Source organism: Pseudarthrobacter raffinosi, assembly GCF_023913835.1.
GTDB classification, from domain to species: Bacteria; Actinomycetota; Actinomycetes; order Actinomycetales; family Micrococcaceae; genus Arthrobacter; species Arthrobacter raffinosi.
Genome location: NZ_JAMXBG010000001.1, coordinates 121,675 through 148,246 on the forward strand (window position 1 = coordinate 121,675; position 26,572 = coordinate 148,246).

A 26,572-nucleotide genomic window follows, 5' to 3' on the forward strand; every position below is an offset into this window, starting at 1 on the left:
ACGCCACTCAGTACACGGGGTGCTCAAGGGCCTCCGCCGGTGACGCGAAACTCCGGACCTGGTCCTGCACCTGGGTGACTACATCTATGAGTACAAGGAGGACAGCTACGTGATCGGCGGCGGCAACCCGTGCGGCAGCGGCACGCGCAGTAGAAGTCCGACGTCGACCTGCGGGCAGCACACGCGATCGCGCCGTGGCTGCTGGTGTGGGATGACCACAAGGTGGACAACAACTGGGCAGACGGGATCCCGGAAAACCGGGACGCCAACCAGCTGAACGACACCACCGAGCGTTCCGGCAGAGCGGGACCGCCGCGTTCCAGGCATACTACGAGAACATGCCAGCAGGTATTCTTCGCCGAAAAGGACCGCAACAAGGCCCCGGAGATCGACGACGTCTCCATGGACGGGTGGGACGGCTACGCCGCCTCCCGCCGCCGCATCACCCAGGGCTGGGTGGACGCGAACGTGCGCAACGCCGTGGTCCTCACCGGCGACGTCCACCGCAACTGGGCCAACGACCTCAAGGTCGACTACAAGGATCCGGCCTCCCCCGTAGTGGGCTCGGAACTGGTGTGCACGTCCATCACCTCCACCGGCAACGGCACCGGCTCAACGGTGGATCCCGTGATGGCCTGGAACCCGCACCTGAAGTTCTACAACGACAACCGCGGCTACGTGAACACCCGCACGATGACCGCCGACTTCCGCGTGCTGGACCACGTCACGACGCCGGGATCCCCCGTCAGCACGAAGGCCTCCTTCGCCATCCAGGACGGAGTCCCGGGATTGATAGCGCGGGCGTAGGGCCTGCCGTTGGAAGGCTAAGGCTGGACAACATTCACGAGTTCTGACCGTCTTCCGGTCTGCAGGTCCTCGGTCAGGACCAGCGCACCGACCTCGGGGCAGTGATATTTATGCTCCCGGGAATTCTTTTCAAGCGGCGTCCAGTCATAAACCTTGATGCAGTCGGTGTAGGTGCGGGTTTTCGTGGAGACGGTCTCGCCGGTAGCGACGGTGTCCCGCATGTCCTCTGCATGACCAACGTAAAATTCCTGCCTATAGGAATCGCCGGTGCGCTGCTCGGCCTTCATCCAGATGCCGGCTTTTGCGCCATCTTTTCCGTGCACAAAGCTGCCGGCGTGGTCCAGCAACATCCCGTACCAATAGTTGTTCACGTCCTCGCCGAAGTACCACACGTCACCGTTCTTGTGTTGTGCCAGGTAATCCCGGGTTTCCTCTACGAGCTGCCCGTTCTTGTATTCCTTGTCCAGGTAGATGGCCGTCTCAACGCCCTCTATGGTCTTGGTCTCCTGCTGGATTTCGATTTCAATCCTCTCGGTGACGCGTCCTTGCTCGGTCGTTTCGTAAGTCATTTTTTTGCCGACAGGGAGGGCGAAATATTGATTGGTAATTTTGGTGGTGAAATCGGCCGGGTTGATCTGCGGATCGTACTCCGCGGCCCTGCTCCTTTTTGTGTTGTCGACGACAAAAAGTGCCGCCCCGCCAACAACAAGCAACAGGACGACGAGAGCAAAGAATATTTTGGTTCGTTGATTCATGATCTATCCCACTCCTTCTGAGTAGAAATTCCTGTAGGGGGTCAGAGCACCTTTGCTTGCCCATGGCCATAGGAGAAAGGTAGTGCAGTCCGTCGTGAACCTGAACCCCTTAGGAATAGGGGTCACCGTGGGGCGATAGGATGTGCCGCATGACTCAGGACGAGGTACGCGGCAGGATCGAGGCCTTCGCAGCCGATTTCCACACGAGCTGGCAGCGGTCAGGCAAATCGCCAAGCATGTTCGCTTTCGACCCTGGGGTGTTCGAAGCCTGGGCCGCCGAGTTGGCGGACCTGGTCGCGACCCACTGCACCCCGGGAGTCCGCACCGGCCAGGAAGGTGCGTTGTCTTCCAGTCCCGCGCACGACCCGTCCGCCGAGCAGATCACCGACGTCGAGGTCGACGAGGACACGGCGACGGTCCGCTCGGTCATCCAAACGGCGGGGAACACCACCTTCTACTACGAGTACCAGCTGCAGCGAGGCGATGACGGCTGGCGGATTTCCCATCTCTCGACCTTCCTCGACCCGCCCGGCACACCGTTGATCGATCCGGCGCGGGCCGAGGCACTCTTGCAGAGTGCAGCACCCGATGCCGCCCTGCCCGACCTACCAGCCCAGCTGGAGCTCGACATACCGGGATTGTTTACGGCGGGCCGGGTGGTCGCACCGTTCGGCGAACCGACGCCGCTCGAGGTCCTTCACCTCGGCAAGCTCACTTGTGCCTCCGGGGTGCTCACGGTCTTGGACTTGGGTTCGGTTGACGCGCACTTCGTCCCCTTGGCGCGGCGGATCATGCCGGGGACGTACGCCGTCGAAGTCGCCACGGCGGCGGAAATGACGGTCGCAGTACGGCTGCTGCTGTCCGAGGCGCCGGCGGTCAGCTGGCACCCCGCCGAATTCACCGACGGCGCGCACGGGGTAGGGGTCGACGCCGGAAACGTCGCCATCCTCGACGTCGGGTCGCTGGTGGAGTGCCAAGCCCAGCGCGTCGAGGCGATGTTTCAAGAGCACGTTGAACGGCTCATGGAAACACCGGGCACAATGTTCGGCCTCGCCGGCGAGGTAGTGGACGCGGTCATGGTCTCGAGCGGGTACGGTGACGGGACCTACCCGTGCTACTGGGGTTTGGCCGCCGACGGCAGCCTCACCTCGCTCGTTGTCGATTTCCGGGTACTCGCAGAGAACATCCTCCGCACTAGCCGCGTGCCGTTCCAACCCGGCCCCGTCAGCACCCCGGAACTCGCCGGTCACGAACTGCAGATCACCGCGGATGACGGGTCGTTCGTCGTCAGCAGCAGGGGTGAGGACATCACCGGCCTCCGGGTGCTGGCACCGGACGGCGCGCTCCTTGTGGACGGAGACCATCTGGGCACGTTTATCACAGGAGGCATCTCCAGCAGGACGTGGAACCCGGACGCGCCTCCACCGCCCGGCTCCGTCCTCGAGGTCACCGAGTACCTCGGGTACCGACACATCTGAGGGTTATCGGATGAAGTCAGTGCTCACTCGTTTCAGATCCTTCCGGAGCGTGGCCGCAACCGCCGCAGCCCTTCTGGCGGTCTCCGCCGCGGGTTGCACCAGCGCTCCGGAGCCGCCTGATGTTCGGATCGCTGCTGTCGGTGACATGAACGGCGTCGAGGCCTATGCGCCTGATAGCCCTTCCGGTCGGAACGGTGCGGCGATCACCCGGCTCGTGCAGAACAACGAGATTGACGCGTTCCTAGGGCTCGGGGACTTCCAGTACGACACCGCGTATTGCGCGGACTACGTGAACTACTGGACGCGGCTGTGGGGTGGCACGAAGCCCAAGTTGTACTGGGTGTCCGCCCCCAACCACGACTGGCAACCCGGCCGCAACGAAGACCTCGACAAGTTCATGAATGGCCAATGCCCGGGGTCTCCGGCGAAGGCTGCGATCAACCAGGAGCGTGGGTTCATCGGGATCGGGGAACCGTACTCGAAGGACTTCGGGAACTGGCACTTCGCGTTCCTGTCGTCGGCGCAATGGCGGTACAACCCCACGCAGGCTCGGGCGTTGACGACGTGGCTGGACAACGACCTCGCTGCTGCTAGGGCGGCGGGTAAGCACCTGGCAGTTGCATACCACGAACCGTACTTCACATCGAACACGACCCAACATGAGCGGGCCGCTGACCACAAGCCGTGGATCGACGTGATGTGGAAGCACCGGGTCCGTCTGACCCTGTCAGGGTCACAGCACAACTACGAACGGTCATGTCCGGTGAACAACGCTGACCAGTGCGTCAGTGACGGGATGACAGCGTTCCAGGTTTCCACGGGAGGTGTCGATCTCCGCTCCTTCACTAGCAGTCCGTCGTACATCGTGAAGCGGTTCAGCGACACCCACGGGTTCCTTCGGATGACACTCCGAGACGACGGGTCTTTCGACTGGAACTTCGTTCCAACGTCAGGGTCGGACACAGACGCAGGTACGCGTTCCGCACCGTAGCGACGGCTTCTGCTCTCCACCCTCGCCTCTCTCGCCGCGGAGGTGGGCGGTGCTGTGCGCCGGACCGCCAAATAATCCGGTCTTGGGTCCTGAACCAAGAGCGGGTAGTCCGGGCTGAAAGACGGGTAGCGCCTGCGAGAAAACGAGTACAGGGAAGCCCCTCGCCACGCTGGTTGGCCTCCTGACCCGGGCATACACTGACCAGACGCCTGCCGCGACGCCTGACAAAAATCGAAGGGAACCGGTACTGGCACTTTTACGACCGTGGTGATAGGGCGCCCGTTGCCTCCTTCACGGCCACCCCACATCCGGCACCGCGCCGCTGGACGTGGCCTTCACCGATACCTCCACCGACTCGCCGACGTCGTGGTCCTGGGCCTTCGGCGACGGCGGCACGTCCACCGCGCAGAACCCTGCCCACACCTACACCGCCGCCGGAACCTACACCGCAACCCTGACCGCCACCAACGACACCGGCTCAAGTTCGACCACCTCGACCATCACGGTCAGCCCGGCACCGCCCCTCGGTGCGCCCACGTTGGACGCACCCTCCGTCGTCAACCTTGCCAACGTCGCGGCCGTACCCGTCTCCGGCACCGCCGAGCCCGCGGACACCGTGAGTGTCACAGCGTCCGACGGCGCGGGCCATGCCGTGAGCGGAACGGCCACGGCCAGCTCGACGGGAGCCTGGTCCCTTCCGACACTCAACCTCTCGAGCCTCAACGACGGCACCGTGACCCTGACCGCCACCGCGACCGATACGGCAGGCAACGTCAGCCCCGCGACGACAGCAACAGTCCCCAAGGACACCGCGCCCCCCGCCGCGCCGACACTGACGGCCCCCGCCACAGTCACCGCCGCGACCGTCGCGGCCGTGACGGTCAGCGGCAGCGCCGAGGTCGGCGCGACCGTCTCGCTCAACATCACGGACGCCAATGCCGTTCACACCCTCACCGCAACCGCGACCGCGGACGGAACCGGGAATTGGTCCATAACGACACTCAACCTCTCGAGCCTCAACGACGGCACCGTGACCCTGACCGCCACCGCGACCGATACGGCGGGCAACGTCAGCCCCGCGACGACGGCAACGGTCCCCAAGGACACCGCGCCCCCCGCCGCGCCCACGTTGGACGCACCCTCCGTCGTCAACCTTGCCAACGTCGCGGCCGTGACGGTCAGCGGCAGCGCCGAGGTCGGCGCGACCGTCTCGCTCAACATCACGGACGCCAATGCCGTTCACACCGTCACCGCGACCGCGGACGGAACCGGGAATTGGTCCACGACGGCACTGAACCTGACGAGCCTGAGCGACGGCCAGCTCACATACACCGCAACCGCGACCGATACGGCGGGCAACGTCAGCCCGGCGACGACGGCAACGGTTCCCAAGGACACCGCGCCCCCCGCCGCGCCGACACTGACGGCCCCGACCACAGTCACCACCGCGACCGCCACGACCGTGACCGTCAGCGGCAGCGCCGAGCCCGGCACGACCGTCACGCTCAACATCACGGACACCGACGCCGTTCACACCCTCACCGCAACCGCGACCGCGGACGGAACCGGGAATTGGACCATAACGCCACTGAACCTGACGAGCCTGAGCGACGGACAGCTCACATACACCGCAACCGCGACCGATACGGCGGGCAACACCGGCGCGTCCGCAGCGCAGACCGGAACAAAGAAGACGACCGCAACGGCACCGCAGTTCACGAGCATGCCGTCCCAGATCACGGGCGACACGGTGACCGCTGTGCCATTCGCGGGGACCTCCGATCCGGGGGCAGCCGTGGCGCTCACGGCCACCGATTCGGGGAATTACAGCCTATCGGCCACGGCAACGGCGAACGGCTCGGGAAACTGGTCCTCGACGATGAACCTGAGCCAACTCAACTCGGGCATGGTCACGTTCTCGGCCCAGGCCACGGACGTCTACGGCAACATCAGCACGGTGACGACGACGACGAGCCGCATCGGCCCGAGGGTCGTGTCCGTCACGCTCCAGAACGGCGGAACCGCCGATAAAGCGGACACCAACGACAAGGTCGTGGTCGTGTTCAACGAGCCGATGAGCCCGAGCTCGTTCTGCAGCACCTGGACGAGCACCACGGGGCCGTGGACCCACAGTAGCAACAGCGTCAGCGTGCTGATCAGCCGCAACACCTCTGCCCCCTACGACGCCCTGACCCTCTCGGCGGGCTGCACGCAGAACAACTTCGGCACCGTCAACCTGGGCGCCAACTACACCACGAGCAGCGGCGGAAACCTCACCTTCAAGGGGACCGGCTCGCGTGGGGCGTCCTCCGTCTCGCTGAGCGCGGACGGCAAGACCCTCACGATCACACTCGGAACCTTGAAGAGCGGAACCCCCGCCACGGGCGTCATCGCCGGCATTCCCTCATACCAGGGGACAGTGACCGGACAATCGGGCATCGCGACGGACACGAGCGGAGTCCCGCTCGGACGCAATCCCTCCGGCTCCGGGACGGCGTCGCGCTTCTGATCCTCGAATCGCGCGGTTCGATGGTGCGGATGCAGGGTCGGCCAGCCTGCCCACCCCTGCGCACCTGCAGATCACCCTGCGTGCAACGGCGGCGGGGTTACTTCCGGTTCGCCTGGAGCTTCGGAAGCCTCAGCCGCCTTCGGCAGCATGAATTACGACGCCGGTGCTGCCGCCGATGGAAGTCTCCCCTCGCTGGTTGTCGATTTCGGGGTCCTTGCCGAGGATATCCTTCGTACCAGCCGCGTGCCGTTCCAACCCTGCGCCGTCAGCACGCCCGAACTCTCAGGCCTCGACCTGCAGGTCACTGCGGATGACGGCTCATTCGTGATCAGCAGCAGGGGTGAGCGCATCACCGGCCTCCGGGTGCTGGCACCGGACGGCGCGCTCCTTGTGGACGGAGACCGCCTTGGCACCTGCGTCACGGGAGGCAGGTCCAGCAAGACCTGGAAACCGGACGCACCTCCCCCGCCCGGCTCTGTACTCGAGGTCACCGAGCACCGCACCCGTTGCGCGCGGCGGGACTCAGGCGTTCTTTTCGACCTGGGCGATCCCAGCCCGTCCTGCCTCGATAATGGGGGTGACCTCGCAGCGGACGTAACCGCGCTGGGCGTTGTGAAATTTCAGGTGCGGGTTCTCGGCCAGCCATTGCCGGCCGGTGGCATCCATGTCCGCGCCGTTGCCGCCGGAGGTGACGGAGGTGCCCAGGAACTCGGTACCGATCGTCTGGGAGGCCTGGTCGTCGAAGTTGATCTTCAGGTCCGAGGCGGCGCTGCGGTGCGAGTCGCCGCTAAGGATCACGAAGTTCTCCACCCCGCGGTCCCGCACGCCGTCGTAGAGCCGCTGGCGCGCGGCGGTGTAGCCGTTCCAGTTGTCCATGCTGAGGCCGACCTCCGGGCCTGGGGTGGCGTCCACCTGCATGGTGAACACCTGGTTGCGGACTTTTCCATGCCTTCCAGCAGCCAGTTTTCCTGCCCCTGGCCGAGCATGGTCCGGCTCGGCTCCAGCCGCTCGTCACAGCCGATGGCGCGGCCGCCGCCGCAGACCTGGTCGCTGCGGTACTGGCCGGTGTCCACCATGTTGATCTGGGCCAGGTCACCGAAAGCAGCCCGGCGGTACAGCTGCAGGTCCGGCCCGGCTGGCTTCTGTGAGATCCGCAGCGGCATGTACTCGTAGTAGGCTTGGAACGCGGCTGCGCGCCGCTGCAGGAATACGGCCGGGTCCTGGTCCGGTTCCCTGTCCACCTCCGAGCTGCCTGCCCAGTTGAGTGGCCGGCCGGGAAATTCTGGCAGCTGACAAATGCGATCGCAAGCGAGCTGAGTGCAGCGCCGTCTTGGTCCGCCCGGCCGGGCTCACGTACTGTCCGGCACGAAAGCGGTACCAGTAGTGGCGCCCGGGCTCCAGGCCCGCGACTTCCACATGGACCGAGTGACCCAGTTCAGGCAGCGCCGCCGCACCGGCACGCACGACGTCGGCGAAGCCGGGGTCGCGGGCGATCTGCCAGTTCACCTGCACGCTCAGATCCGGCATGCCGCCCCGGCCGTCGAGGGCAGTCGGCTCAGGTGCCAGCTGGTCCAGAGCACCACGCCGTCCGGAAGCGGCTCACCCGAAGCCACGCCCAAAGAGAACGGATTCTCGCCAAAACGCGGGTTGGCCCAGGCCTTGCTGGGGGCTGTGGCAGCCATGCCGGACGGCGGCGGCCAGCGTCCCGCCGCCCAGCAGGGCCAGGAAGCGGCGGCGGTCAGGGGCAAGGGCGGACATGGCATCGAACATGGGGATCCTCCGGTTGCTGGTGAATGCCACCAGTGAACCTTCACCCCCTGTCGGGGACCCCATGAGAACCTGAACCGCCCGCACACAGAAAGTGAACCGGTGCATAACTTCCTGCAGAAACGAGACCTCAGCCGTTCCGTGTCTGACCGTTACAAATCAAACAGAAGGTGAGGTCATACTGTCAGCCGCCGTCGGTGATTCAGCCTCCTGATTGCATATGCAGCAGCCACGCCACCAAGGACCAGTCCGATCGTGATTACCCAGAATGAGTTGTTCGCTGCAGCGGTCACGGTATCCGCCGCAGCGTCATCGAATGTATCCGCTACAGGGGCAATGGTGGCACCGCCACTTGGTAATGGGGCAGGGTTGGAGTTCGCTGCCACTGTTGCCGGTGTTTCCGAAGATGTGGTTTCGGGTCGTTGAGTGGCTTCGTCCACCACCGGCTCAGGTGAGATCACTCCAGGTTCAGCAATTGCCACTGCCTGCGCCGCATTCGCAGCGGCAGGGTTATTTAGGGGCGATGCGGCTGCAGCCTGCTGGGAGGGAGCATCAGCAGGTTCGGGAGCCGGTTGCGCGGGAGCGGGTTGTGCGGGCCCTGGAGCTGGGGCAGTTGCAGCAGGTGCCGGGGCGGCATTGGTCGTAGCAAGGGGAGCGGGAGCTTCATCAGCGGTTACGGGGGGAGCCTCAGCGGTAGACGGGGTAGAAGCTGCTGATCCCTGCAACCCGCAATGCGTACCTACCCCCGCCCATGCATCACCAGGCTGGAGATTGGAGCAGGAGGGAGCAGGTGGATTAGGCGCGGGGATAAATAGCAACCTGTTAGGGGTTGCGCCCTTATTGGCACTGATGACACCCGTCACCGCGTTGTTGGTCATCGACTGGTGAACCTGTGCCGGGGATAACGAAGGGTCACGGGAAAGCAGGATTGCAGCCGCACCGGAAACGTGTGGAGCGGCCATTGAAGTACCGTCCAGAGTGTTGTAGCCGGTAGCAGCGTTGTTCCAAGCAGACCTGATGGATATTCCCGGCGCTTGAATATCAACGCAAGAGCCGTAGTTGGACCATGACGCCTGAGCGTCGTTAATATCCGTAGCTGCAACGGTAATGGCAGACCGAACTCGAGCAGGAGAAGTAGCACAGGCATCAGCGCCGGCGTTGCCTGCTGATGCGACTACCGTCATCCCGTCGTTAACAGCACTTTGAACGGCTTCGTCAAATGAAGAATTAGTGAAACCGCCAATACTGAGGTTTAGTACTGCTGGCTGACCGGCCACGTGGTGCTGAACTGACCAGTCAATCCCTGCCATGATTGTTGACGCCCAGCCGCTTCCATCACACTCAAGCGCCCGGATGGGGATGATGCTGGCTTTCTTGGCAACGCCGTATGTTGTTCCGGCGGCGGTTCCAGCGACGTGCGTCCCATGACCATTACAGTCATTGATTCCATTGCCATCATGAACTCCCCACCAGATTGCAGGAATCCTCCCGGAAAATTCCGTATGGGAAACATGCAGCCCAGTGTCAACAACATAGATGTTCACGCCAGCACCTTCATTGCCGATGCTGTACTGCCCATCTCGCCCTGATCGCTGATCTACCCGGTCAAGCCCCCAAATAGACGTGGCACCAGAGATTGAAACGGGAGTGTCAAGTTCAACTGAGGCCACGTCTTCTGATCTTTTCAGGGACTCCATTTCCTTCGGTGTCGCTACAACTACCGAAGCTTTCATTGCATGGGAAAGAGTCGCCTTAACTTCAATCCCCTGTTGCCGCAGGGACGTGGACTCCGCTTCTGCATTCACATCATTGCCATATTTCACGATGTACCTTTGCTCTCCTGCGGGTGGAGCAGAGGGCGAAGGAGAAGGAACAGTGGCAGATGGCGGATCAGTTGCAAAATCAGCATGAGCAACAGCAGGGGCCAGAGATAGAACCATTGAGGCAAGGAATACGGATGTCGCGGCTTTAAGGAAATACGGCGGTGTGGACATCTGCACTGTTCTTTCGTACGAAGGATGCCTCTTACCGCGGGAGCAGCCATAAGTGATTACCGAGCATTAATAGAAGCTGCACTACCGTGTGCCATACAAATGATAGCGGCGAGGCTCCAGATATTAGACCTCAGCGGACTGATTGTCGAACATTATGGTCCGGCACGAACATCTTGCCTAAGAGCACCTCGTTGAGGACCGCACCATCACCGGCGCCGAGCAGGAGAAGTGGCTGCTGGACGACTTCAAGAACTCCACCCAGCGCTGGGACATCCTGGGCCGGGAGATCGACGACGTCTCCATGGACGGGTGGGACGGCCACGCCTCCTCCCGCCGCCGCCGCTCAGGCTCCACCGTGGGGGCTGGTCGCAAAGTAAGACCCGTCGAAACCCTCGAAACCCCCATCCAAGTCCGCTCGGCTGGGGGTTTCGCCGTTGTTTGAGCGGTACGCTCCTTGAAGCTGAAGAAGGATGGGGGGAAGCGTCATGGTGGAACTGAAACGCATTTATTGGAGCCGGCAGGCGCTGCGGTTGGCATACTCAGCCGTGCTGGTGTGGTTGAGCATCTCGGTGATCCTGGCGCTCCTGCCAAAGTCGAAAGTGGTGTCAGCGTCAGGGGCTGGTATCTCCGCCGCAACCGAGGTCCTGCGCGGGATGGTGGACAGCGTTCTGGCCGCGGTCGCCCTGCCCGGCGCATTTCTTGTCGTCCTGTTCATCGTTGCCGCCATCATCCACAGCAGAGACGTCCGACGCCGGGACCCGGTAAGACGTTTCACGCGCCAGCAGCGCCGCGAAGGCATGGCACGAGCTGCCAATCTGTGTGAAATGGAGGCAGGATTCCGGCGCCGTTGCTCCCGGCCCGCTGAGCACGGCGAACATTTCTACCCCTGGTCCAAGGGCGGATCCACCAGCCTGCAGAACTTTCTCGCCGCCTGCGCCAGGTGCAACCGGGCAAAGGGCGCCAGAATTCCTTCCCCGGGCCAACAGGAACGGATAGAACGACGACGGCGGGACTACGTTACGCCCAACGGTCCCGTTAGCGTCGGCGAGCGGCAGCCGCTTCGCTGACCGCCCCGCCGTTATTGCCGTTGCTTAGGCTCAGCTCAGCGCCCTAGGCCCAGAAAGACGGCAAGGGACTGTTCGACCGCAGTCATTGTCTTGGCGTCTATTTGCCCTAATCGCTGCCCAAGATTGGCGCGCCGAACGGTGGTCAGCTTGTCCACCATGATCTGGCTTTCGCGCTCCAAACCAGTGAACTGGTCCGGCTCAACAGTCAGCCTCAGTAGTGGCGCGCCTGTCAATTGGGACGTCAGCGGCAGAAGAGTGACCGACTCCGACGCCTCAAACAGGTCATCCTGAATTATCAGCGCTGGCCTGGGCTTTTGTGCATATGTTCCGCCTGAGACTGTCCACAACTCGCCTCGATTCACTCCGGCCAGTCTTCCGAAATCTCTTCGATGAAATCCTGGTCGTCCCCGGCCCTGTCGGAGGCGGCAACAGCCAGCGACTGCCGCCGCGCTTCACGCTTGAACTCTTCTGTACGGGCGTCCGGCACCCACATCTGAATCTGCCGAAGGCCGCGCTCACGCATGGCAATCCTGTGCCGCGCAACTCGATCCCTAACACTCATAATCAATTGTTACATGTAACGGAGGGCATCGCACCGCGTAGTTGTTTGGCGTACACAGCGATCGTCCCCGCCGCGTGTACCGGCCCGGCCCGCTGAAACGCTATCCGCACGAGGCCTTCATGGGGTAACCCCATTCAGGGTAGACAGTGCAGAGAACGGGCCTAACGACAGCGGGGCGGTCCCGGATTCCATAAGGGTTAGTAATGAGCCCATCAGCAGACTTTGTGGTTACTCTGATGACCATTAAATCCCGGGGAACACCTTCCCGGAGGTGACAAGGTATTCGTCGCAGCCAAGTAACACTCAGAGGAAGTTCGCGAAGCCCCCGGCAGATCAGCTGGGGGCTTCGCAGTGCCGCGCTCCGGAACTGTGGCGGTGCAGTTCCTCCGCGTAACCTCAGCCACCCCTACGGGTGCACCAGCACCTTCACCGCCGTCTCCTTGTGGTTGATCAGGGTGTCGAAGCCCTGCTCCACCAGGTCCTCCAGCGCATTCCTTCCGGTGATGAACGGCTTGAGGTCCACCTTGCCCTCCTGCACCAGTTTGATGGCCGCAGCGTGGTCCCGGACGTAGGCGATGGTCCCGCGCAGGTCGATCTCCTTGAGCACCAGCTTCTGCATGTCCACCGTGGCCGGCGCGCCCCAGATGGACACGTTGACCACCACGCCGGCGGGCCGGACGGCGTCGAGCATGGTGTCCAGCACGGCGTTCACGCCCGCGCATTCGAAGGCGACGTCCGCCCCGGTACCGCCGGTGAGTTCCAGTACCCGTGCGGGGACGTCCTCCTTGCTGGGGTCCAGCACATGGTCCGCCACGCCGCTGGATACCGCCTTCTCCTTGCGGGCCAGGGTCAGCTCGCTGACGATCGTGGTCACGCCCATGCCCTTGAGGACGGCCGCGGTGAGCAGCCCGATCGGGCCCGACCCGCCCACCAGTGCCACGTCGCCGGCCGTCACGCCGCTGCGCGCCACCGCATGGTGCGCCACGGACAGCGGCTCGATCAGGGCCGCCTCATCCAGCGGGATGTCCCCGATGGGATGCACCCACCGGGCGTCCACCACGATTTTCTCGCTCAGGCCTCCCCCGCCGCCGGAGAGCCCGATGAACCCCATCTTGCGGCACAGGTGGTAATTGCCTGCCTGGCAGGAATCGCATTCGTCGCAGACAAAATAGGGTTCGACGACGACATTGTCCCCCTTCGCGAGGCCCATCACCCCTTCGCCGATTTCAGAGACAGTCCCGGAGAACTCGTGCCCCAGAGTCACCGGAGCTTCCTCCCCCGAGAGCGGGTGCGCGTGACCTGGCGCGGGGACGAAGATGGGACCTTCCAAGTATTCGTGCAGGTCAGTGCCGCAGATCCCGCACCACGCGACGTCGATCTTCACCGTTCCGTCCCGGAGCTCCGGCTCCGGCACATCCTCGATCCGGATGTCCTTCCTGCCATGGAAACGTGCTGCTTTCATGATTCCTCCTCGTGTGATCGGGGTACTGGGTTTCGACAGGCTCAACCACCGCAACCACCGTGGTCAGCGGGTGTGATGGGTGAGCTGCAGTTCGTACACCGGGGTCTCCAGCCCTTCCATCCGGGCCTTGAGCTGCAGGGCCAGGTACGAGGAGTAGTGCCGGCTCTGGTGCAGGTTGCCGCCGTGGATCCAGAGGTTCGGCACGTTGGTGGGCTTCCACATGTTGCGCAGCTCCCCTTCCCAAGGCCCCGGGTCCTTCGGCGTGTCCGAGCCGTACCCCCAGCACTTCCCCACGCGGTCGGCGACTTCGGGAGATACCAGGTCCGCCAGCCAGCCGTTCATGGAGCCGTAGCCGGTGGCGTACACAATCAGGTCTGCCTCCAGTTCGGTGCCGTCGTTCAGGACCACGGCGTTGCCGGTGATCTTGGAAACCTCCCCCGAGCGAAGCTGCACCCGGCCGTCGATGATCAGCTGGGAGGCGCCGACGTCGATGTAGTAGCCGGAGCCGCGCCGCAGATACTTCACGAACAGCCGACCCGTCCACACCGAAGTCCAGGTCAAACCCTGGCGTTCTGGGAAATATCGGGGACGATCACGCCACGACACTACAACGGCGCTCCATAGCGGAGGAAGAGGTAGGACCAGCACCTTCACCGCGGTGTCCTTGTAGATGATCAGGGTGTCGAAGCCCTGCTCCACCAGGTCCTCCAGCGCGCTTCTGCATGTCTACGGCGGGCGCGCCCCAGATGGACACGTTGACCACCACGGCGCCGGGCCGGACGGCGTCGAGCATGGTGTCCAACACTGCGTTCACGCCGGCGCATTCGAACGCGACGTCGGCCCCGTCCCGCCGGTGAGCTCCCGCACCCGCGAATCCGGCTATGCCGACGCGGGTCAGGCCAGTGATCACAGTGGGCGGTCCGCGACGAGAAACGTTCCAGCGCACGCGCTCGTGGAACTGATCATTTGGTCGGGTTGAAGCCGGTGCTGTGGATAGAATACGCGGGTGAAAGCGCCTCAGGTGGTTATGGACCTCGATAGGAAATCTCGGATGGTCCTTCGAGAGGGACTCCTCGTCGACCGCAGGGGTGTTGAGGTCACAGTTCTTTGGAGTGACGGGTCAACCAATGATGTCCGACTCGGTGTTGATGGGGACCACATACTGCTTGCCACCGCGACTGGTGGGCTACGCCACCGAAAGTACGTCGACCCGGTTGGCGCCTCAGAGCTCGTGCGCTCGTCGCCTGCACAGGCTTTCGCGTTCGCCCTTCTCGACTCATCGAAGCCGGTGTCGAGCAAAGACCTCATCGCGCGTGTCGAGGAGGTCTTCACCGGGGATGTCAGCGCCCTGTGGAAGCGGGCCCGTCTGACTTTCGAGGCGAACGAGAGTGTCAAGGCATCGGGTAAGGGTGCTAGCCTCAAGTACCTCTGGGTGGGGCAGGCTCCGCTCGATGCAATCTCGGCTGACCTAGCCGCCCAAATGCGCGGACGGACAGCCATGAAAGAGAACACCGTGACGGTGGAACTCGATGCCGGAAATGCCGAGCGAGGCGTTGACGTTGCTCCGCAGGTCGCCGATGGCGCTGTCGGCAGGCCAATGGATTCTGAAACCCGGAACGAGGGCCGAGGCAGTGCACACGGTGCTGAGGGCGGGCAAATCCACCCGGCTGTCGAACTCGTCCATGCCACTTCGGTCTCAGGCCAACTGCCTGAGAACTGGGCTCGGCTACTGGGCAGTGCCCTGCGGAATCCTTTGGCAGCTGGGCTCGCTGTGGACTCGCTGTCCGATGATGCGCTTCAAGCGGCCGTTCCGGCGCTCGGTCAAGCTGCTTTGATCCTGCAGGCCCTGCCGAGGGACAGCAAGAAGATCAAGGCAATTGATGCGGTGCAATTGGCAGGACCCGAGGGTGCGGCCGCTCTAATAGATGCGGCAGACGCCGAGTTGCGCAGTCTTGAGCCGGCGTCTGCCAGAGCCCAGGAGCTACGGCACGCCAAGGACTTCCTGATTGGGAGGCTGTTGAGCTCGCCCTCGGTTGGTCTCCTCAGCCTGGACACTGTCCTTCGGGCCACCCGCGAGATGGAAACGCCGAAAGATGCTGCCAAGAAGGGTGAGTGGGTCGCTGGAGTTCTGGCAGCCGTCATAGGCGCGATGGATCAGGACTCCTGGAAGAATCTCGCGCTCCAGGACAAGTCTGCGGTGGCCCGGCGGCTCACGTCCGTTCCGCTGAATGCGACCGGCTCGAGGGCACGTGTGCTGGGGTGGATCTGGCGCAATCATCCAGCAGACCTTGCCGACGACATGTGGTGGCGGGGCGTGGAGTTTGACGATCTGGTTGCGGTCGCCACCACGCCCCTGGCCAGCGCGCTCGAGAGCGATGCCATAGCGTCCGCCGTAGTCAAGCCCTTGGTAGTCAAGAGGCTCGCGTCAGCCACGACGAGGCGTCAGTTGCTCACGTCGCTCGCCGCCCCCACTGCACTTGCTCGCCTCATGGATGAAAGTGACGTTCAGCGAGCGTTCGACCGAGTCCTACGGGATGACAACATCGGCCGGGCCTGGCTTGTGCGCCTCAGGAATGAGACACGGATATCCGAGCTTGCTCACCAAGTAGAGGCCCTCACTCGCCAGGCGAGAGAAAAGACGGAGCTGCTCGGCAAGGCCCAGGAAGCCGTGCGGTTGAGTGATGACCGGCTGCACCGCATGGAGGCACAACTTGGCGAGGCCGCCGCGAGCACCAGCGAGCTTCGCGAATCTCAGTCGCGCCAGATCCGGATCGATGTCATGCGCGCCTTTGCGGAGCTCTGCGCGTACGTCGACGGGGCTGCCGACAGTCAGTCCGCTCAGCGCGTCCGGGAGCGGGTGCGGCGGATGGCCGCCCGTGAGGGACTGACTCCGTCGGGTGTCCCAGGCCGGACGGAGCCCTATGACCCACAGCGTCACGATGTCATCGGGGAGCCGCAACTGCCCAACACACCAGTGACTGTCACCGGCATCGGATATACATGGGGCGAGGGTGCCGATGAGATCGTTCTCGTGCGCGCGCTCGTTGAACGAACTTATTAGGAGTTGGAGTGGCTCGAGAGCAGTTTCTGGGTGTCGACTTTGGCACGAGCACGACACTGATCGCGGAGAGCCTGCCGGCGGGCAGGCCGACGGTGGTCCCAATCGGTCACGCCGAATCGTGGATGCCCTCCGCTGCTGCGGTCAGCGGTGACGCCTTGGTGGTCGGCGAGGACGCGCTCACGCACAATCCCGCCGCTCTGATCACTTCGGTCAAGCGCTGCATCACCGGACGCGCGGTAGTCGCGCGAAGCGCCGACGGTTCCGTCGAACGCGACGCCGACGAGGTCATCGGCGCGGTCCTACGCGAGATCGCGAACCGTGCCCGCGCTGATCGGCTCCCCATCTCCAATAAAGGAGTCACGCGACTCGGCTGCCCTGCAATGTGGGACGCGGATCAGCGTGAACGGTTGCTCGGCCTCGCCGAGACGGCGGGCTTCAGCGTCGGCCCCTCGACTCTGATTGATGAGCCGATCGCCGCTGGACTGAACTGGATCGGCCAGCGAACGCAACAGAGGGAGTACTTCGACGAAGAGCGCGTGCTCGTGTTCGACATGGGCGGAGGCACGCTCGACGTCGCTGTCCTTGACGTCACGACCGGCCCGCTCAGGGACCCCGAAATCTACGTCCTCGCCTCAGACGGCCTCAGCGAGGCCGGTGACGTGCTCGACGGAACGATCGTCGCTGACCTGGAGATCGCTCTTGGAGACCAAGGGATCGAGCTCGAGGCGTTGCCCGACGCTGATCTCGCAAGGGCATATCTGATGCGCGCAGCAGCTGAGGCGAAGGTTGACCTCTCGACACACCACGAGACGCAGGTGCATGTCGGCTATCAGGCCGGCAACCTGCCCAGCCTGCGCTACACCCGCGAGCAGCTGGAGGATGCCATGCGTCCGCAACTGGAACGCGCCTGGTCCCTGATCATCTCGACCCTGCGCGCGTCATACCTGACCCGTAGCGAAGGTGCGGTCACATCTGCCCTGCGCCAGATTTCGGAAGAAAGCCTCACCTCAAACGTTGATCACGTTCTCCTGGCCGGGGGCATGAGCCGCGCCTCCGCGGTGGAGAAGTTCCTTAGCAGGAAGCTACCCACCGCCAAGATTCACACCTTCCCCGGCAGGAACGGTGCGCGGGAGGCGATCGTTGCGGGGCTTGCCGAGAACACTTCCTACGAGCAGGTGAATCTGCATCGTCCCGCCTTCGACTTCGTGCTCGAGTTCTCAGCGGGAGACGGGGATCTGACCCGTGTTCCGCTCTACCGAGCACACACGAAGCTTTACGAATGGTGGCAAGCACTGAGCCGGGACCGGCTCAGGTACGAGTGGCCAGACGGTGCCACCGCGGTCAATCGCGATTCAGCTCGATCATTGCCATCAACCGGCTACGGCCGCCTCGCTGTCTATGCGATGGACGGGACGCCGGTCTATCTGCGGCATAAGGAGACCGATGTGCCCGGATTAAAGGTTGCCTTCGGCTATGGTGCTGTCCGCTTCGACCTGTCCACCGAGGGGCGCGTCAACATCACCGACGGCCAGGGAACGAGTCAGTCATTCCGCGTCACGCGCTGGCCAGTGCTCACGGGAGGGTTTGCGCGCCTTGCGCTTCCTGTCAAGGAGCCGGACTGGCAGCCAATGGAACGCCGTTGGTGGGACGTCAAGTAGCCGGACCGACGAGCTCAATCACTGCGACCGTCCTGCGGCTCATCGAGAAGGCCCGCTGCTCCTCCAGCTCGGCCTCAAGCTGCTCAAGGTCCTGACCGAGGTTGCGGATGCGACCTTCTGCCATCCGGATGACCCTCGGATCGCGTTCTCGCTCCATAACGACGTCCAACGTTGCTCTCGCCTTAAGGATCTTGACCTGAAGACTCGCCTTGCGCGCGTCGAGGCGGGCCCTTACCAACGCCTCGTTGTCCAAACGTCTGCGTGACTCCTCCTCACGGTGCCGAGCCCAGCTGACCTCCTTAAGCGATATGAGGAAGGGCTCCATCGGCGTTGGCGTGGCTCCAGTAGCTTCCTCCAGCGATCCGCTCGCCACGGCCTCCAGCAACTGAACGCCGATGTCCGGCGCAACGGCCCCGGTCTGGATATCGATCGCCGTTGACCACAATTCCTTGGTCGGCCTCACTCCTGTCGACGCTACCAAGTCCACCGTTACGGCATAGCGAGTGCCGGGCGGCAGCGTTGCAACCCTGCCTATGCCATAACGATGCAACCCGAGTCTGTCCTGTTCCAGTTGGTGCAGTGCCACGTCAACGATGGGATGTCGGAGAGATAGGAGTTCCACGTCTCGCGTGCTTGCCAGGTCAGCGTCGAAGGTCACTTCGATTGGTTCTCCGTTGCTGATACGGCCTTGGAACAGTATCGCTGACCGACGGCTCGCTCCCTGGGTGCCTCGAAAGCGATAGATGAGGTCGGAGAGCTCATTGCTTCCCCGTAATAGCAGGATGCCGGGATGCTCCGACTTCTCGAGCTTGCCTCCAGTGGCTCGTAGTGTGTGCTCAATGAGGGCGCGCACTTCTGTCGTTCCGACATACCGCCCGTCCGTTGGCCCTGACTCTGAGAGGCCTTCTACCTGCATCTCATCAATCGTGGACAGAGTGGCGCGCTCCTCATTCAGTTGCCGAAGGTTCGCCGCCCTCGTCTCGATGGCCGTTGCGATTTCTTCCGCTCGCTGCCTTCGCTGGGAGTCGTCCAGTCGCGGATCAAGGATTTGGTTAGCTAGGTCACGGAAGTCGTCCCTGAGGATGGGCTCAAGATCTCCAATGGAGTTCTGAAATACGCCGATTCGGGTGTACAGGCGTTCCAAGATGTCGGACTCGATCGTCCCCGGCACATGCATGTTGAGGATAAGGACCTTCTCGTGCTTTTGGCCGAATCGGTCCAAACGACCGATTCGCTGCTCGACTCGCATGGGGTTCCAGGGCAGGTCGTAGTTCACCAGTACGTTGCAGAACTCGAAGTCCAGACCCTCCGATGCCACCTCGCTCGCAATGAGGAAGTCGAATTTCCCATCGCGAAAGGCATCGATGATGGGCTGGCGATCCACCATGCGGATACCGCCGTGGAGCTGCTCGACCCGGAAGTCTGAACTCAGGCGTTCTGCCAGGTACGCGATGGTCCCGCGAAAGGTGGAGAAGATCAGTGCTTGACGCAATCCTTGTTCGCGCAAGTGCGTGAGCTGCCCTAGCAGGGCTTCAAACTTCGAGTCCTCGCCATGCCACTCGAAGGATGTCCAGTCTTCGCGCATTTCCGCCAGGTCCTCTTCGCCATACTCCTCGTCGTAATCCTCCACCGAGCGCGCGAACTGGTCTGCGTTGGCAGAGAGTCGCGCCTGCATGGCGGGCAGGCAGCTCGCGACCTGGCGCAGCGGCATCTGCATGGCGAAGCCGGGTGGCGTTCCGTGCGCGCGAGCCCGGGACATGAAGTGGTCGACGACGCGGTCGTAGAAGCCCTTCTCATCCGGCGACCAGTTCACGACTACCTGATGGGGTTCGCGCACTGCCTTGACGTCGGGTACATCCACCTTCCGGGTCCTTGAGAGCACGCCACTCAAGGTGTTTAGCTCGGAAACGAGGCGTTTGACTTCGGCCCGTTGGCCAGCTTGCAGGGGTGCAGCGGTGTCAAGAAGCTCCTCTAGGCGCGCGTAGTCCGGGCGGCTCGACACGGCGCGGCCGAAGGGCAGTGTCTTAATCGACCGCAGGTGGTGGCGCAGTGCTGAGCCGGATGAGCCGTGAGAGATGCCGCGTTCGATCGCGTTGAGGTGCTGATTCGGCTCAAGCTGCATATGGAAGATTTGGGAGTCCTGGTACATGCCGTCGTCGAGCAGAGTCAGCAGGTTGTACAGGTCGTCAGAGCGCAGGTTGATGGGGGTGGCCGACAGGAACAACAAGTGATCGGCCCAATCGGACAGCAACCCGCCTAGCAGGTTCGACCTCGTGCCGGTATTGCGCAACACATGGGCCTCGTCGACGATGACCAGATCAAATCTCGGTCGGATCCGGGTCAGCTGCTCGAGCACGTCGCTCGCACTGCGGAGGGACTCCACAGAGATGATCGCGTGGAGTTCCGGGTCCCGACCGGCGAGGAGATCTTCGGCGAGGTCAGCCAGCTTGCGAGGCTTGATAACCTCGAGGTCACGGTCGAAACGCCGGCTCATCTCCATGCGCCATTTGTGAGTCAAGGATGAAGGCGTGACCACAAGCGTGCGACGAAGCGGTGACCTCTGCTCCAGCTCGCTCCACACCAGTCCCGCCTCGATCGTCTTTCCGAGACCCACCTCGTCCGCCAGAAGTAGCCGCCCGGTCGGAGAGTTGAGGATCTTGAGCGCAGGGATGAACTGGTAGGCACGAAAGACCGTTTTTGTCGCTCGGTAGGAGTACAGGGTGTTCGAGAGCGGCTCGCGCAACTTCGTCCACGTCAGAGTCATTGCGATCTCCCGTGCCGAAGCGGGTGCCGAGGTTACCCAGAAGGCTGGATCGCGTGGGTCTCCATCCACCTTCTGGAGGGACTCTGGCGCGACGTGCTGAAACTCCCCGTCGACACTCACCTCAATCACGTAGCCAGCGCGCGTGCGAGTAACCCGCCGCACCCGACCAATGCGATCGCACCCGAGCACCTTCACGACATCCTCGGGCGCAAACGAACTTGTGCCGATGAAGGGCAGAGCGTCCTCCCAGTGCTCAACCAGGTCCTCTCGAGCCTCCGCGAGGTGACGCATCCCTCCGTCCGCAGTGAATCGATGGCGGGCGGTTCCATTTGGCCTTTCTTGGCCCTCTCCACGGATGACGAGGGCCTCCCATCGACCCTTGCGGTAGACCCCGTACACACCGTTGAAGAGATTGCCGTCGGAATATCCGGGCGGGAGCTGTCGGACGTCGGCGTCGAGCGCTTCCAACTCTTCGACGTCCGGCCCTGTTAGTTCACCTCGAACGAGGACCCGCTGGGCTCCGATCTCTTTCAGCCAAGCAAGCCCAGATTTCAGGCCACGATAGACCAGGTCATCCATCGACATCAGACGCGGACCTCCCTCGTAGGGATCTGCCCCGAGTTTGGTTGACGCTCGGGGATTTAATGGTGATCGTGCCGCTTCTGCGGCTGCCTAGATCATCTCAGACTCAACGGGGTGCGAATCTTGAGGAGATCGATGTCGTCGTGTGATCGGCAATTTCCATACAGCCATCGTCCCCTGCAGACCACTGAGAACAATTTTCGACACTCTCTTGTCTACAGGAACATCTCCACCGCGTGGTGCGCCACGGACAGCGGCTCGATCAGCGCCGCCTCGTCCAGCAGGATGTCGCCGATGGGGTGCACCCACCGCGCGTCCACCACGATCTTCTCGCTCAGCCCTCCCCGCCGCCGGACAGCCCGATGAAGCCCATCTGCCGGCACAGGTGGTAGTTGCCCGCCTGGCACATGTCGCAGTCGCCGCCCACAAAATAGGGCTCGACGACGACGTTGTCCCCCTTCGCCAGGCCTGTCACCCCTTCGCCCACTTCAGAGATTGTCCCGGAGAATTCGTGTCCCAAGGTCACAGGCGATTCCTCGTGCGAGAGCGGGTGCGGATGCCCCGGCGCCGGGCAGAAGATGGGGCCTTCTAGGTACTCGTGCAGGTCGGTGCCGCAGATGCCGCACCAGGCGACGTCGATCTTTACCGCGCCTGCGCGGAGTTCCGGCTCCGGCACACCCTCGATCCGGATGTCCTTGCGGGCGTGGAAACGTGCTGCCTTGATGGGCTCTTCCTTTCAACGGGTGTGGTGGCTGGGCTGCAGTTCGTACACGGGTGTCTCCAGCCTTTCCATGCGGGCTTTGAGCTGCAGGGCCAGGTATGAGGAGTAGTGCCGGCTCTGGTGCAGGTTGCCGCCGTGGATCCATAGGTTGGGGACGTTGGTTGGTTTCCACATGTTGCGCGGCTCCCCCTCCCACGGGTCCATGAAAACCTCATAACGCGGGCGCATAGCACTGTTTCATTCGAAAGCTCTTGAGACTTAATCGCCGCAGCGGCCTAAATACCGCGGCTATGCCCTCCGCTTCCGCAACCTCACCAACGCCATCGCTGTACCAGCCTGAAAAGGGCCCGATTCAGGCTGGCGACTGCACCCTCGACTGAAGAAGTCCCTTAGAAGTAAGAGGGAAGTAAAATAGTGCTTTACTTAAGTATTTAAACACTCCATACTTATCTCATAGCGAGGTAACCACCTCCGATGACAGAAGGAGAATACGATGCCCGACATCACTGTTCCAGTTCCTGACGACCGTACTGCGGAGTTCTACCAGTTCTTCGGACTTTGGCTCGCAGGGTCTCTGACCCTCCCCGATGGAGGTTTTCAGAGCCTTCCAGAGGCTATGGGCGACTCGAGAAAGCGCCGGAACTGGACTGGCTCGGACGATGACCGGGAGGACGCTAGGAAGCTCTGGTCCAAGATGACCAGCCGCGCGAAAGGCTTCTACAACCTCCTGATCGACGCCCCGGGAACCGAGTTCACGGGGAATCAGATCGCGAAGGAGCTGAGCATCTCCAACGGTGCGAATGGCGTCGCCGGTGTGCTCGCCTGGCCGGGTCGGTACTGCCTTAACATGAACCGTAACCTGCCCCAGCGTTGGAAGGACGGCGAGGTTGGTGCTCCGTCCGTTTACTGGATGGACGCTGACGTCGCAGCGCTGTTTGCAGCAGTGCGGTCTGACCTCGACGGCTGAGGCTGGCTAATCACGCTGCACTCGGCAATCGGCAGCGTGGAGCGTGAAGGAGGTCTCGAACTGGAGATCTCCCCTCGCGCGAGGTGGCCGTACTTGGCCGGACCATAAAGGGGCTCGCCGCTGACACTCTGACCCATTTGGACCGCCCGGCACCTCCAACGGACCCGAGGAGTCGATCAACGGCCGCATCGAACACCTCTGGGCTCGGCTCTCGGCTTCCGCAATCCAACCAACTACATCGCCAGATCAATGTTTGAAACCGGCGAATTCAAGCCCAGGCCACACCGCGGATTAAAAGCCGCTAATCTCGGTGGACGATCTACTGACCTTACGGAAAAACTATGTCTGGAAAACTGGACAAGGCGGCCGCCTTGCTGGAGAACGGCGGAGCCAAGGCCAAAGCCAATGGCGCCAAGCTGCACTCGCTCGCCAGGGATCCAGAAATGCAGGCAAAGTAAGAAAAATAGCGGGCGAAGGCATGCGGGCATACAGGGCAGTTACGAGTCCAGAAGCCAGGCAAGCGTACCGACAGGCAGCGCAAATTCTTGACAAGGCCCGGAGGAAAAGTCCCCGACTCTAGCCGGGCACGCGCCTTGCTTGGCATGAGAGGAAGCATGGGCGCAGCAGAAGTTGCCTAACTAGAGATTCGGGCAGGCGCCTCCACCCAGATTTACCCTCAGACTCTTTGGGCGCCGCGTAGGACTTCCAAGCGTTTTGCTGAGCCACCGTGTGACAGAATGCCGATGTGATCGAATCATCTAAGGAAATCGGAATCCATGTCTCCGGAGGCGCAGCAGTCGTCGCAGGAGACCCCGACCTGATCGGTGCCCTCCTCGCCCGCTTGGACGTAGACGTGAGGCAGATACAGTCGGCCGGCAAGGGAACTCTAGACCTAGTCGCTCAAGCCTCCGGGCTCGGGGCGGTCTTGACCTCGATGGACGGAAGCTGGGTGCAACTCACCCCCGAGTCGCACCAACGACTTCTCGAGTTGGCGAAATTCAATCTTCCTCAGGGCGACGTGTTCAGCGGAGTGCTCCGCGGAGCTAAGGGTCAAATCGATTCTTTTGCGCAGTTCACATCCGGCGGAATGAACCCGCTTATGATGTCCAACCTGGCGACCCTGACCGCGACAATGGCGCTTCGTAGCGCTGTCGCGCAGCTTGAGGAACTGGCCCAGGCCATGGACGTGAAACTGGATCGCCTCCTTGACGACAATAGGGCCCGGGCCCTAGGCGATGTTCAGGGCCTCACTCAGGTACTCCTTCGCGCATTCGAGCTGTACGAGGAGACCGGCAAGATCACTGAAACTGCCTGGTCTCAAGTCGCAGGCCATGCAACGGCACTTGCACAAGCCAGTTCGCATGCCTTGGCACAGATAGAGCTTCTGACGCGGTCCCTGGATGTTCGTTCTACGGCCGAAAAGGCCAGCGCGGCTGAGGCAATTGCCAGCAAAGAACTGCGTTCATGGCTCGTGATTCTGGCCGCGTGCCAGGCGAACCAGCAGCGCCTCGAAACACTTGAGCTGGTTCATTTGCGTCAACGTGATCCAGAAGCTGTCGAGGCACACGCCGCGTCAATTCGAGGATCCGTTGCCAGACGGGAGGAAGCAGCGGCAAGCCGCTTGCAGTCGTTGCAGGATGCGTTGACCTCCGCGGCCAACATCAGCGATTTTAATCGTGTTCGAAGCCCCCAGAAGAGTCGTTCGCTTCTGGACTCCGCTGAAACCGCTGTCCGCCTGATCGGCCTATTCGCGCAAATTTACGGGCTGGAAGGGCTGCTTGAAGGAAAGGTTGAACGCGAGACGTGGCGTAAGTCGCTCTCCGATTTCGCCAAGACCTCTACAACGGCCGTTTCGTCCGTAGCCAAGGCGGTCCCCGTTGGGATCGCAAAGGTGGGCGGTGATGCTGTGATCCGTGCGGCGAGCCAAATCGAATCGAAGCGAGCGCCGAGAGAAGCTATGCCCGAACTTTCTGAGAAAAAGGCGGAAGAGAGCACTGCAGAGCGTTCCCTCTGAGGTGGGCTCGTCCTACTTTGGCCTGAGTGAAGGCATTTGCGGCTGGACGGCTTGGTACGCAGAATCGAGGCCTTCGTGGCCGATTTCCACACCAAATGGCAGCGGTTAGGCAAATCGCCGGGGATGTTCGATTTCGACCCCGGCGTTGGTGGCCGTGGGCCAGGCAGGAGAGCGGACCGGGCTGTCCCTGGAACGCGTGGCATCAACGTGGACGACGCACGGATCCCGGACAACGCAGGCAACTCCCGGTACACCAGCCCGTGGTTCCAGGTGGTCCGGCGGCCTACTTCAGCACGCTGCAACGGATGTACGACACGAGTCGTAGTTGCGCGCTCAGACATCAATGTTCGCTTTCTTGGAGGCAGCGTCGCTCCTGGTGTCAGACGAATCGAAGACCGGGATGATCTCCCACTCGCCCGAGGGCGAGGTCGTATTGAACGATGCTTAACGGGAGATCGTAGGAGTTGCGTCTTGGTGGACATCGCCCTCTCTGTGGTTCGGTGCGCATCGGCTCGCAGCCGCATATCCAGGGGTCCGTAGGGCGCGCCATAATCGGCCAGTTCCTACTTGCGTATATGGTTCGAGGGGACTTGACGCGACGATCTGGTTGTGGCCGTTCCACACCGCTGAATTCCGAGGCGTTTCGACGTCGAACGAAACTGGAGACTGGATCGTCATGAACTTTTTCAGAGCACGGGTTCTGCTTTGGCCTGTCCTGCTGATCACCGTGCTGGTTGTCGCGGGAACGGGCGCCGCCTTCGCATTCGGTGGACTCAATGCTCTCGCTCTCAGTTCGCTGTTCGCCAGCAGCTCGAACGAACGCGATTCGCAGGTGGTTCAGGCTGTCACGCGCGTGCAAGAGGTCGCCTTGCTCAGCCTTCACATCGAGGGTGTCTCGAGGAACGAAAGCAATGGAGAGATTTTCGGCGTGGCCGTACCCGCGAGCGAGAAGACGACGCTGATCCAGTACAAGTTCGACGCAAAACTAGGCATCGATGGGTCACAGGTGAAGATCGAACCCACCGGCCCAGAGTCGTTTCGGGTGACTGTCCCTCAATTCATTGGCATTGGCTTTGACGATCCCGTGTTCGAGGCCCCCCTCGAGAGCAACAACGCGCTTAGCTGGATGACACCGCCAGCCGTTCAAACTCGCATGATCAACAACATTCTCAGCGACGAGAACAAGCAGAAGTTAATCACCCAGAACGCAACTGCGCTGAAGGAGCAGGCCAAGGTGTTCTACTCCGGAATCATCGCAAGCGTCGATCCCGAATTCACCATCGACTTTGAGTTCGCAGGGTAGATGCCCGCAGCGCCCCGTCCTCGCCGCATGAACCCGATCACGACGATGCTGCTATGTCCGGACAGGTGACAACTACGCTGGAGGAACCCCGGCGAGCCGGCTGGATGGGG

Annotated in this window: 16 protein-coding genes and 9 pseudogenes; 12 read left to right on the forward strand and 13 right to left on the reverse strand. The window is 62.5% G+C overall.

The features are described 5' to 3' along the window. Positions 1 to 52: 52 nt before the first annotated feature. A pseudogene (locus NG697_RS00565) lies at positions 53 to 807 on the forward strand (alkaline phosphatase D family protein); the annotation flags it as partial. A 17-nt stretch (positions 808 to 824) separates the two neighbouring features. Here NG697_RS00565 and NG697_RS00570 read toward each other — a convergent pair. Then, positions 825 to 1,562, reverse strand: coding sequence for a hypothetical protein (locus tag NG697_RS00570; protein WP_252613168.1), 738 nt, complete (start codon positions 1,560 to 1,562; stop codon positions 825 to 827). Positions 1,563 to 1,711: 149 nt separating this feature from the next. Between NG697_RS00570 and NG697_RS00575 the strand changes: the two genes are divergently transcribed. The 3 genes and pseudogenes from NG697_RS00575 to NG697_RS00585 form a co-directional block, all read left to right on the forward strand. Beyond that, positions 1,712 to 3,040 carry a DUF4241 domain-containing protein gene (locus tag NG697_RS00575; RefSeq protein ID WP_252613171.1) on the forward strand — a complete coding sequence of 443 codons (1,329 nt, stop codon included), beginning with the start codon at positions 1,712 to 1,714 and terminating at the stop codon, positions 3,038 to 3,040. 49 nt (positions 3,041 to 3,089) lie between these two features. After that, positions 3,090 to 4,031: a metallophosphoesterase family protein gene (locus NG697_RS00580; protein ID WP_252613173.1), complete on the forward strand. Its 942-nt coding sequence runs from the start codon at positions 3,090 to 3,092 to the stop codon at positions 4,029 to 4,031. Between the two features lie 313 nt (positions 4,032 to 4,344). After that, positions 4,345 to 6,540, forward strand: a pseudogene (locus NG697_RS00585) (Ig-like domain-containing protein); the annotation flags it as partial. Positions 6,541 to 7,062: 522 nt separating this feature from the next. On the opposite strand, the pseudogene NG697_RS21290 reads toward NG697_RS00585, so the two are convergent. The 4 genes and pseudogenes from NG697_RS21290 to NG697_RS00605 all read right to left on the reverse strand — a co-directional run bounded on the left by NG697_RS21290 (position 7,063) and on the right by NG697_RS00605 (position 10,130). Beyond that, a pseudogene (locus NG697_RS21290) lies at positions 7,063 to 7,745 on the reverse strand (alkaline phosphatase D family protein). Continuing rightward, positions 7,633 to 8,067, reverse strand: a complete 435-nt coding sequence (locus NG697_RS00595; RefSeq protein WP_252613181.1) for a PhoD-like phosphatase N-terminal domain-containing protein — start codon at positions 8,065 to 8,067, stop codon at positions 7,633 to 7,635. The pseudogene NG697_RS21290 and the gene NG697_RS00595 overlap by 113 nt, the downstream one beginning before the upstream one ends. Beyond that, a complete protein-coding gene (locus NG697_RS21520) occupies positions 8,055 to 8,303 on the reverse strand; it encodes a PhoD-like phosphatase N-terminal domain-containing protein (RefSeq protein WP_509908544.1) in 249 nt (82 codons plus the stop codon). The genes NG697_RS00595 and NG697_RS21520 overlap by 13 nt, the downstream gene beginning before the upstream one ends. A gap of 180 nt (positions 8,304 to 8,483) precedes the next feature. Beyond that, positions 8,484 to 10,130 carry a S8 family peptidase gene (locus NG697_RS00605; protein WP_252613183.1) on the reverse strand — a complete coding sequence of 549 codons (1,647 nt, stop codon included), beginning with the start codon at positions 10,128 to 10,130 and terminating at the stop codon, positions 8,484 to 8,486. Between the two features lie 352 nt (positions 10,131 to 10,482). Here NG697_RS00605 and NG697_RS00610 point away from each other — a divergent pair. Both NG697_RS00610 and NG697_RS00615 read left to right on the forward strand, forming a co-directional pair. Then, positions 10,483 to 10,665: pseudogene (locus tag NG697_RS00610) on the forward strand (alkaline phosphatase D family protein); the annotation flags it as partial. 121 nt (positions 10,666 to 10,786) lie between these two features. Beyond that, positions 10,787 to 11,368 (forward strand): HNH endonuclease, encoded by a 582-nt coding sequence (locus NG697_RS00615; RefSeq protein ID WP_252607736.1) that lies wholly within the window; start codon positions 10,787 to 10,789, stop codon positions 11,366 to 11,368. A gap of 35 nt (positions 11,369 to 11,403) precedes the next feature. Here NG697_RS00615 and NG697_RS00620 read toward each other — a convergent pair whose 3' ends face one another. The 5 genes and pseudogenes from NG697_RS00620 to NG697_RS00640 all read right to left on the reverse strand — a co-directional run. After that, entirely contained in the window at positions 11,404 to 11,730 is a 327-nt protein-coding gene (locus tag NG697_RS00620) for a type II toxin-antitoxin system PemK/MazF family toxin (RefSeq protein ID WP_252607735.1), read from the reverse strand. Further along, positions 11,727 to 11,930, reverse strand: a complete 204-nt coding sequence (locus NG697_RS00625) for an antitoxin MazE family protein (protein WP_256470652.1) — start codon at positions 11,928 to 11,930, stop codon at positions 11,727 to 11,729. The genes NG697_RS00620 and NG697_RS00625 overlap by 4 nt, the downstream gene beginning before the upstream one ends. Before the next feature lie 406 nt (positions 11,931 to 12,336). Continuing rightward, positions 12,337 to 13,392: a 2,3-butanediol dehydrogenase gene (locus NG697_RS00630; RefSeq protein ID WP_252613186.1), complete on the reverse strand. Its 1,056-nt coding sequence runs from the start codon at positions 13,390 to 13,392 to the stop codon at positions 12,337 to 12,339. A 63-nt stretch (positions 13,393 to 13,455) separates the two neighbouring features. Then, positions 13,456 to 13,957: pseudogene (locus tag NG697_RS00635) on the reverse strand (NAD(P)/FAD-dependent oxidoreductase); the annotation flags it as partial. 68 nt (positions 13,958 to 14,025) lie between these two features. Next, positions 14,026 to 14,265: pseudogene (locus tag NG697_RS00640) on the reverse strand (zinc-binding dehydrogenase); the annotation flags it as partial. 133 nt (positions 14,266 to 14,398) lie between these two features. Between NG697_RS00640 and NG697_RS00645 the strand changes: the two are divergent. Both NG697_RS00645 and NG697_RS00650 read left to right on the forward strand, forming a co-directional pair. After that, positions 14,399 to 16,453 carry a hypothetical protein gene (locus NG697_RS00645; protein ID WP_252613188.1) on the forward strand — a complete coding sequence of 685 codons (2,055 nt, stop codon included), beginning with the start codon at positions 14,399 to 14,401 and terminating at the stop codon, positions 16,451 to 16,453. Positions 16,454 to 16,461: 8 nt separating this feature from the next. Continuing rightward, a complete protein-coding gene (locus tag NG697_RS00650) occupies positions 16,462 to 18,111 on the forward strand; it encodes an Hsp70 family protein (protein ID WP_252613190.1) in 1,650 nt (549 codons plus the stop codon). On the opposite strand, the gene NG697_RS00655 is transcribed toward NG697_RS00650, so the two are convergent. From NG697_RS00655 to NG697_RS00665, 3 genes and pseudogenes are all read right to left on the reverse strand, one after another. Further along, positions 18,104 to 21,460 (reverse strand): DEAD/DEAH box helicase, encoded by a 3,357-nt coding sequence (locus NG697_RS00655; protein WP_252613192.1) that lies wholly within the window; start codon positions 21,458 to 21,460, stop codon positions 18,104 to 18,106. The two genes, NG697_RS00650 and NG697_RS00655, sit on opposite strands and share 8 nt — an antisense overlap. 227 nt (positions 21,461 to 21,687) lie before the next feature. Further along, positions 21,688 to 22,181: pseudogene (locus tag NG697_RS00660) on the reverse strand (alcohol dehydrogenase catalytic domain-containing protein); the annotation flags it as partial. A 12-nt stretch (positions 22,182 to 22,193) separates the two neighbouring features. Next, positions 22,194 to 22,376 (reverse strand): annotated as a pseudogene (locus NG697_RS00665) (NAD(P)/FAD-dependent oxidoreductase); the annotation flags it as partial. A gap of 295 nt (positions 22,377 to 22,671) precedes the next feature. On the opposite strand from NG697_RS00665, the gene NG697_RS00670 reads away from it, so the two are divergent. From NG697_RS00670 to NG697_RS00685, 4 genes and pseudogenes are all read left to right on the forward strand, one after another. Beyond that, complete coding sequence (locus NG697_RS00670; RefSeq protein ID WP_252613194.1) at positions 22,672 to 23,145, forward strand: DUF6416 domain-containing protein; 474 nt, start codon at positions 22,672 to 22,674, stop codon at positions 23,143 to 23,145. Positions 23,146 to 23,225: 80 nt separating this feature from the next. Next, positions 23,226 to 23,436: pseudogene (locus NG697_RS00675) on the forward strand (transposase); the annotation flags it as partial. Positions 23,437 to 23,890: 454 nt separating this feature from the next. Then, complete coding sequence (locus NG697_RS00680; RefSeq protein WP_252613197.1) at positions 23,891 to 25,159, forward strand: hypothetical protein; 1,269 nt, start codon at positions 23,891 to 23,893, stop codon at positions 25,157 to 25,159. Positions 25,160 to 25,835: 676 nt separating this feature from the next. Next, on the forward strand, positions 25,836 to 26,462 hold the full coding sequence (locus tag NG697_RS00685; RefSeq protein ID WP_252613200.1) for a hypothetical protein: 627 nt from the start codon (positions 25,836 to 25,838) through the stop codon (positions 26,460 to 26,462). The last annotated feature ends 110 nt before the right edge of the window (positions 26,463 to 26,572 follow it).

Coding starts and splice junctions, on each gene's coding strand:
- NG697_RS00655 (WP_252613192.1), bottom strand. CDS start 21,460: ATGTCGATGGATGACCTGGTCTATCGTGGCCTGAAATCTGGGCTTGCT.
- NG697_RS00685 (WP_252613200.1), top strand. CDS start 25,836: ATGAACTTTTTCAGAGCACGGGTTCTGCTTTGGCCTGTCCTGCTGATC.
- NG697_RS00575 (WP_252613171.1), top strand. CDS start 1,712: ATGACTCAGGACGAGGTACGCGGCAGGATCGAGGCCTTCGCAGCCGAT.
- NG697_RS00670 (WP_252613194.1), top strand. CDS start 22,672: ATGCCCGACATCACTGTTCCAGTTCCTGACGACCGTACTGCGGAGTTC.
- NG697_RS21520 (WP_509908544.1), bottom strand. CDS start 8,303: ATGCCATGTCCGCCCTTGCCCCTGACCGCCGCCGCTTCCTGGCCCTGC.
- NG697_RS00630 (WP_252613186.1), bottom strand. CDS start 13,392: ATGAAAGCAGCACGTTTCCATGGCAGGAAGGACATCCGGATCGAGGAT.
- NG697_RS00595 (WP_252613181.1), bottom strand. CDS start 8,067: ATGCCGGATCTGAGCGTGCAGGTGAACTGGCAGATCGCCCGCGACCCC.
- NG697_RS00570 (WP_252613168.1), bottom strand. CDS start 1,562: ATGAATCAACGAACCAAAATATTCTTTGCTCTCGTCGTCCTGTTGCTT.
- NG697_RS00615 (WP_252607736.1), top strand. CDS start 10,787: ATGGTGGAACTGAAACGCATTTATTGGAGCCGGCAGGCGCTGCGGTTG.
- NG697_RS00625 (WP_256470652.1), bottom strand. CDS start 11,930: ATGAGTGTTAGGGATCGAGTTGCGCGGCACAGGATTGCCATGCGTGAG.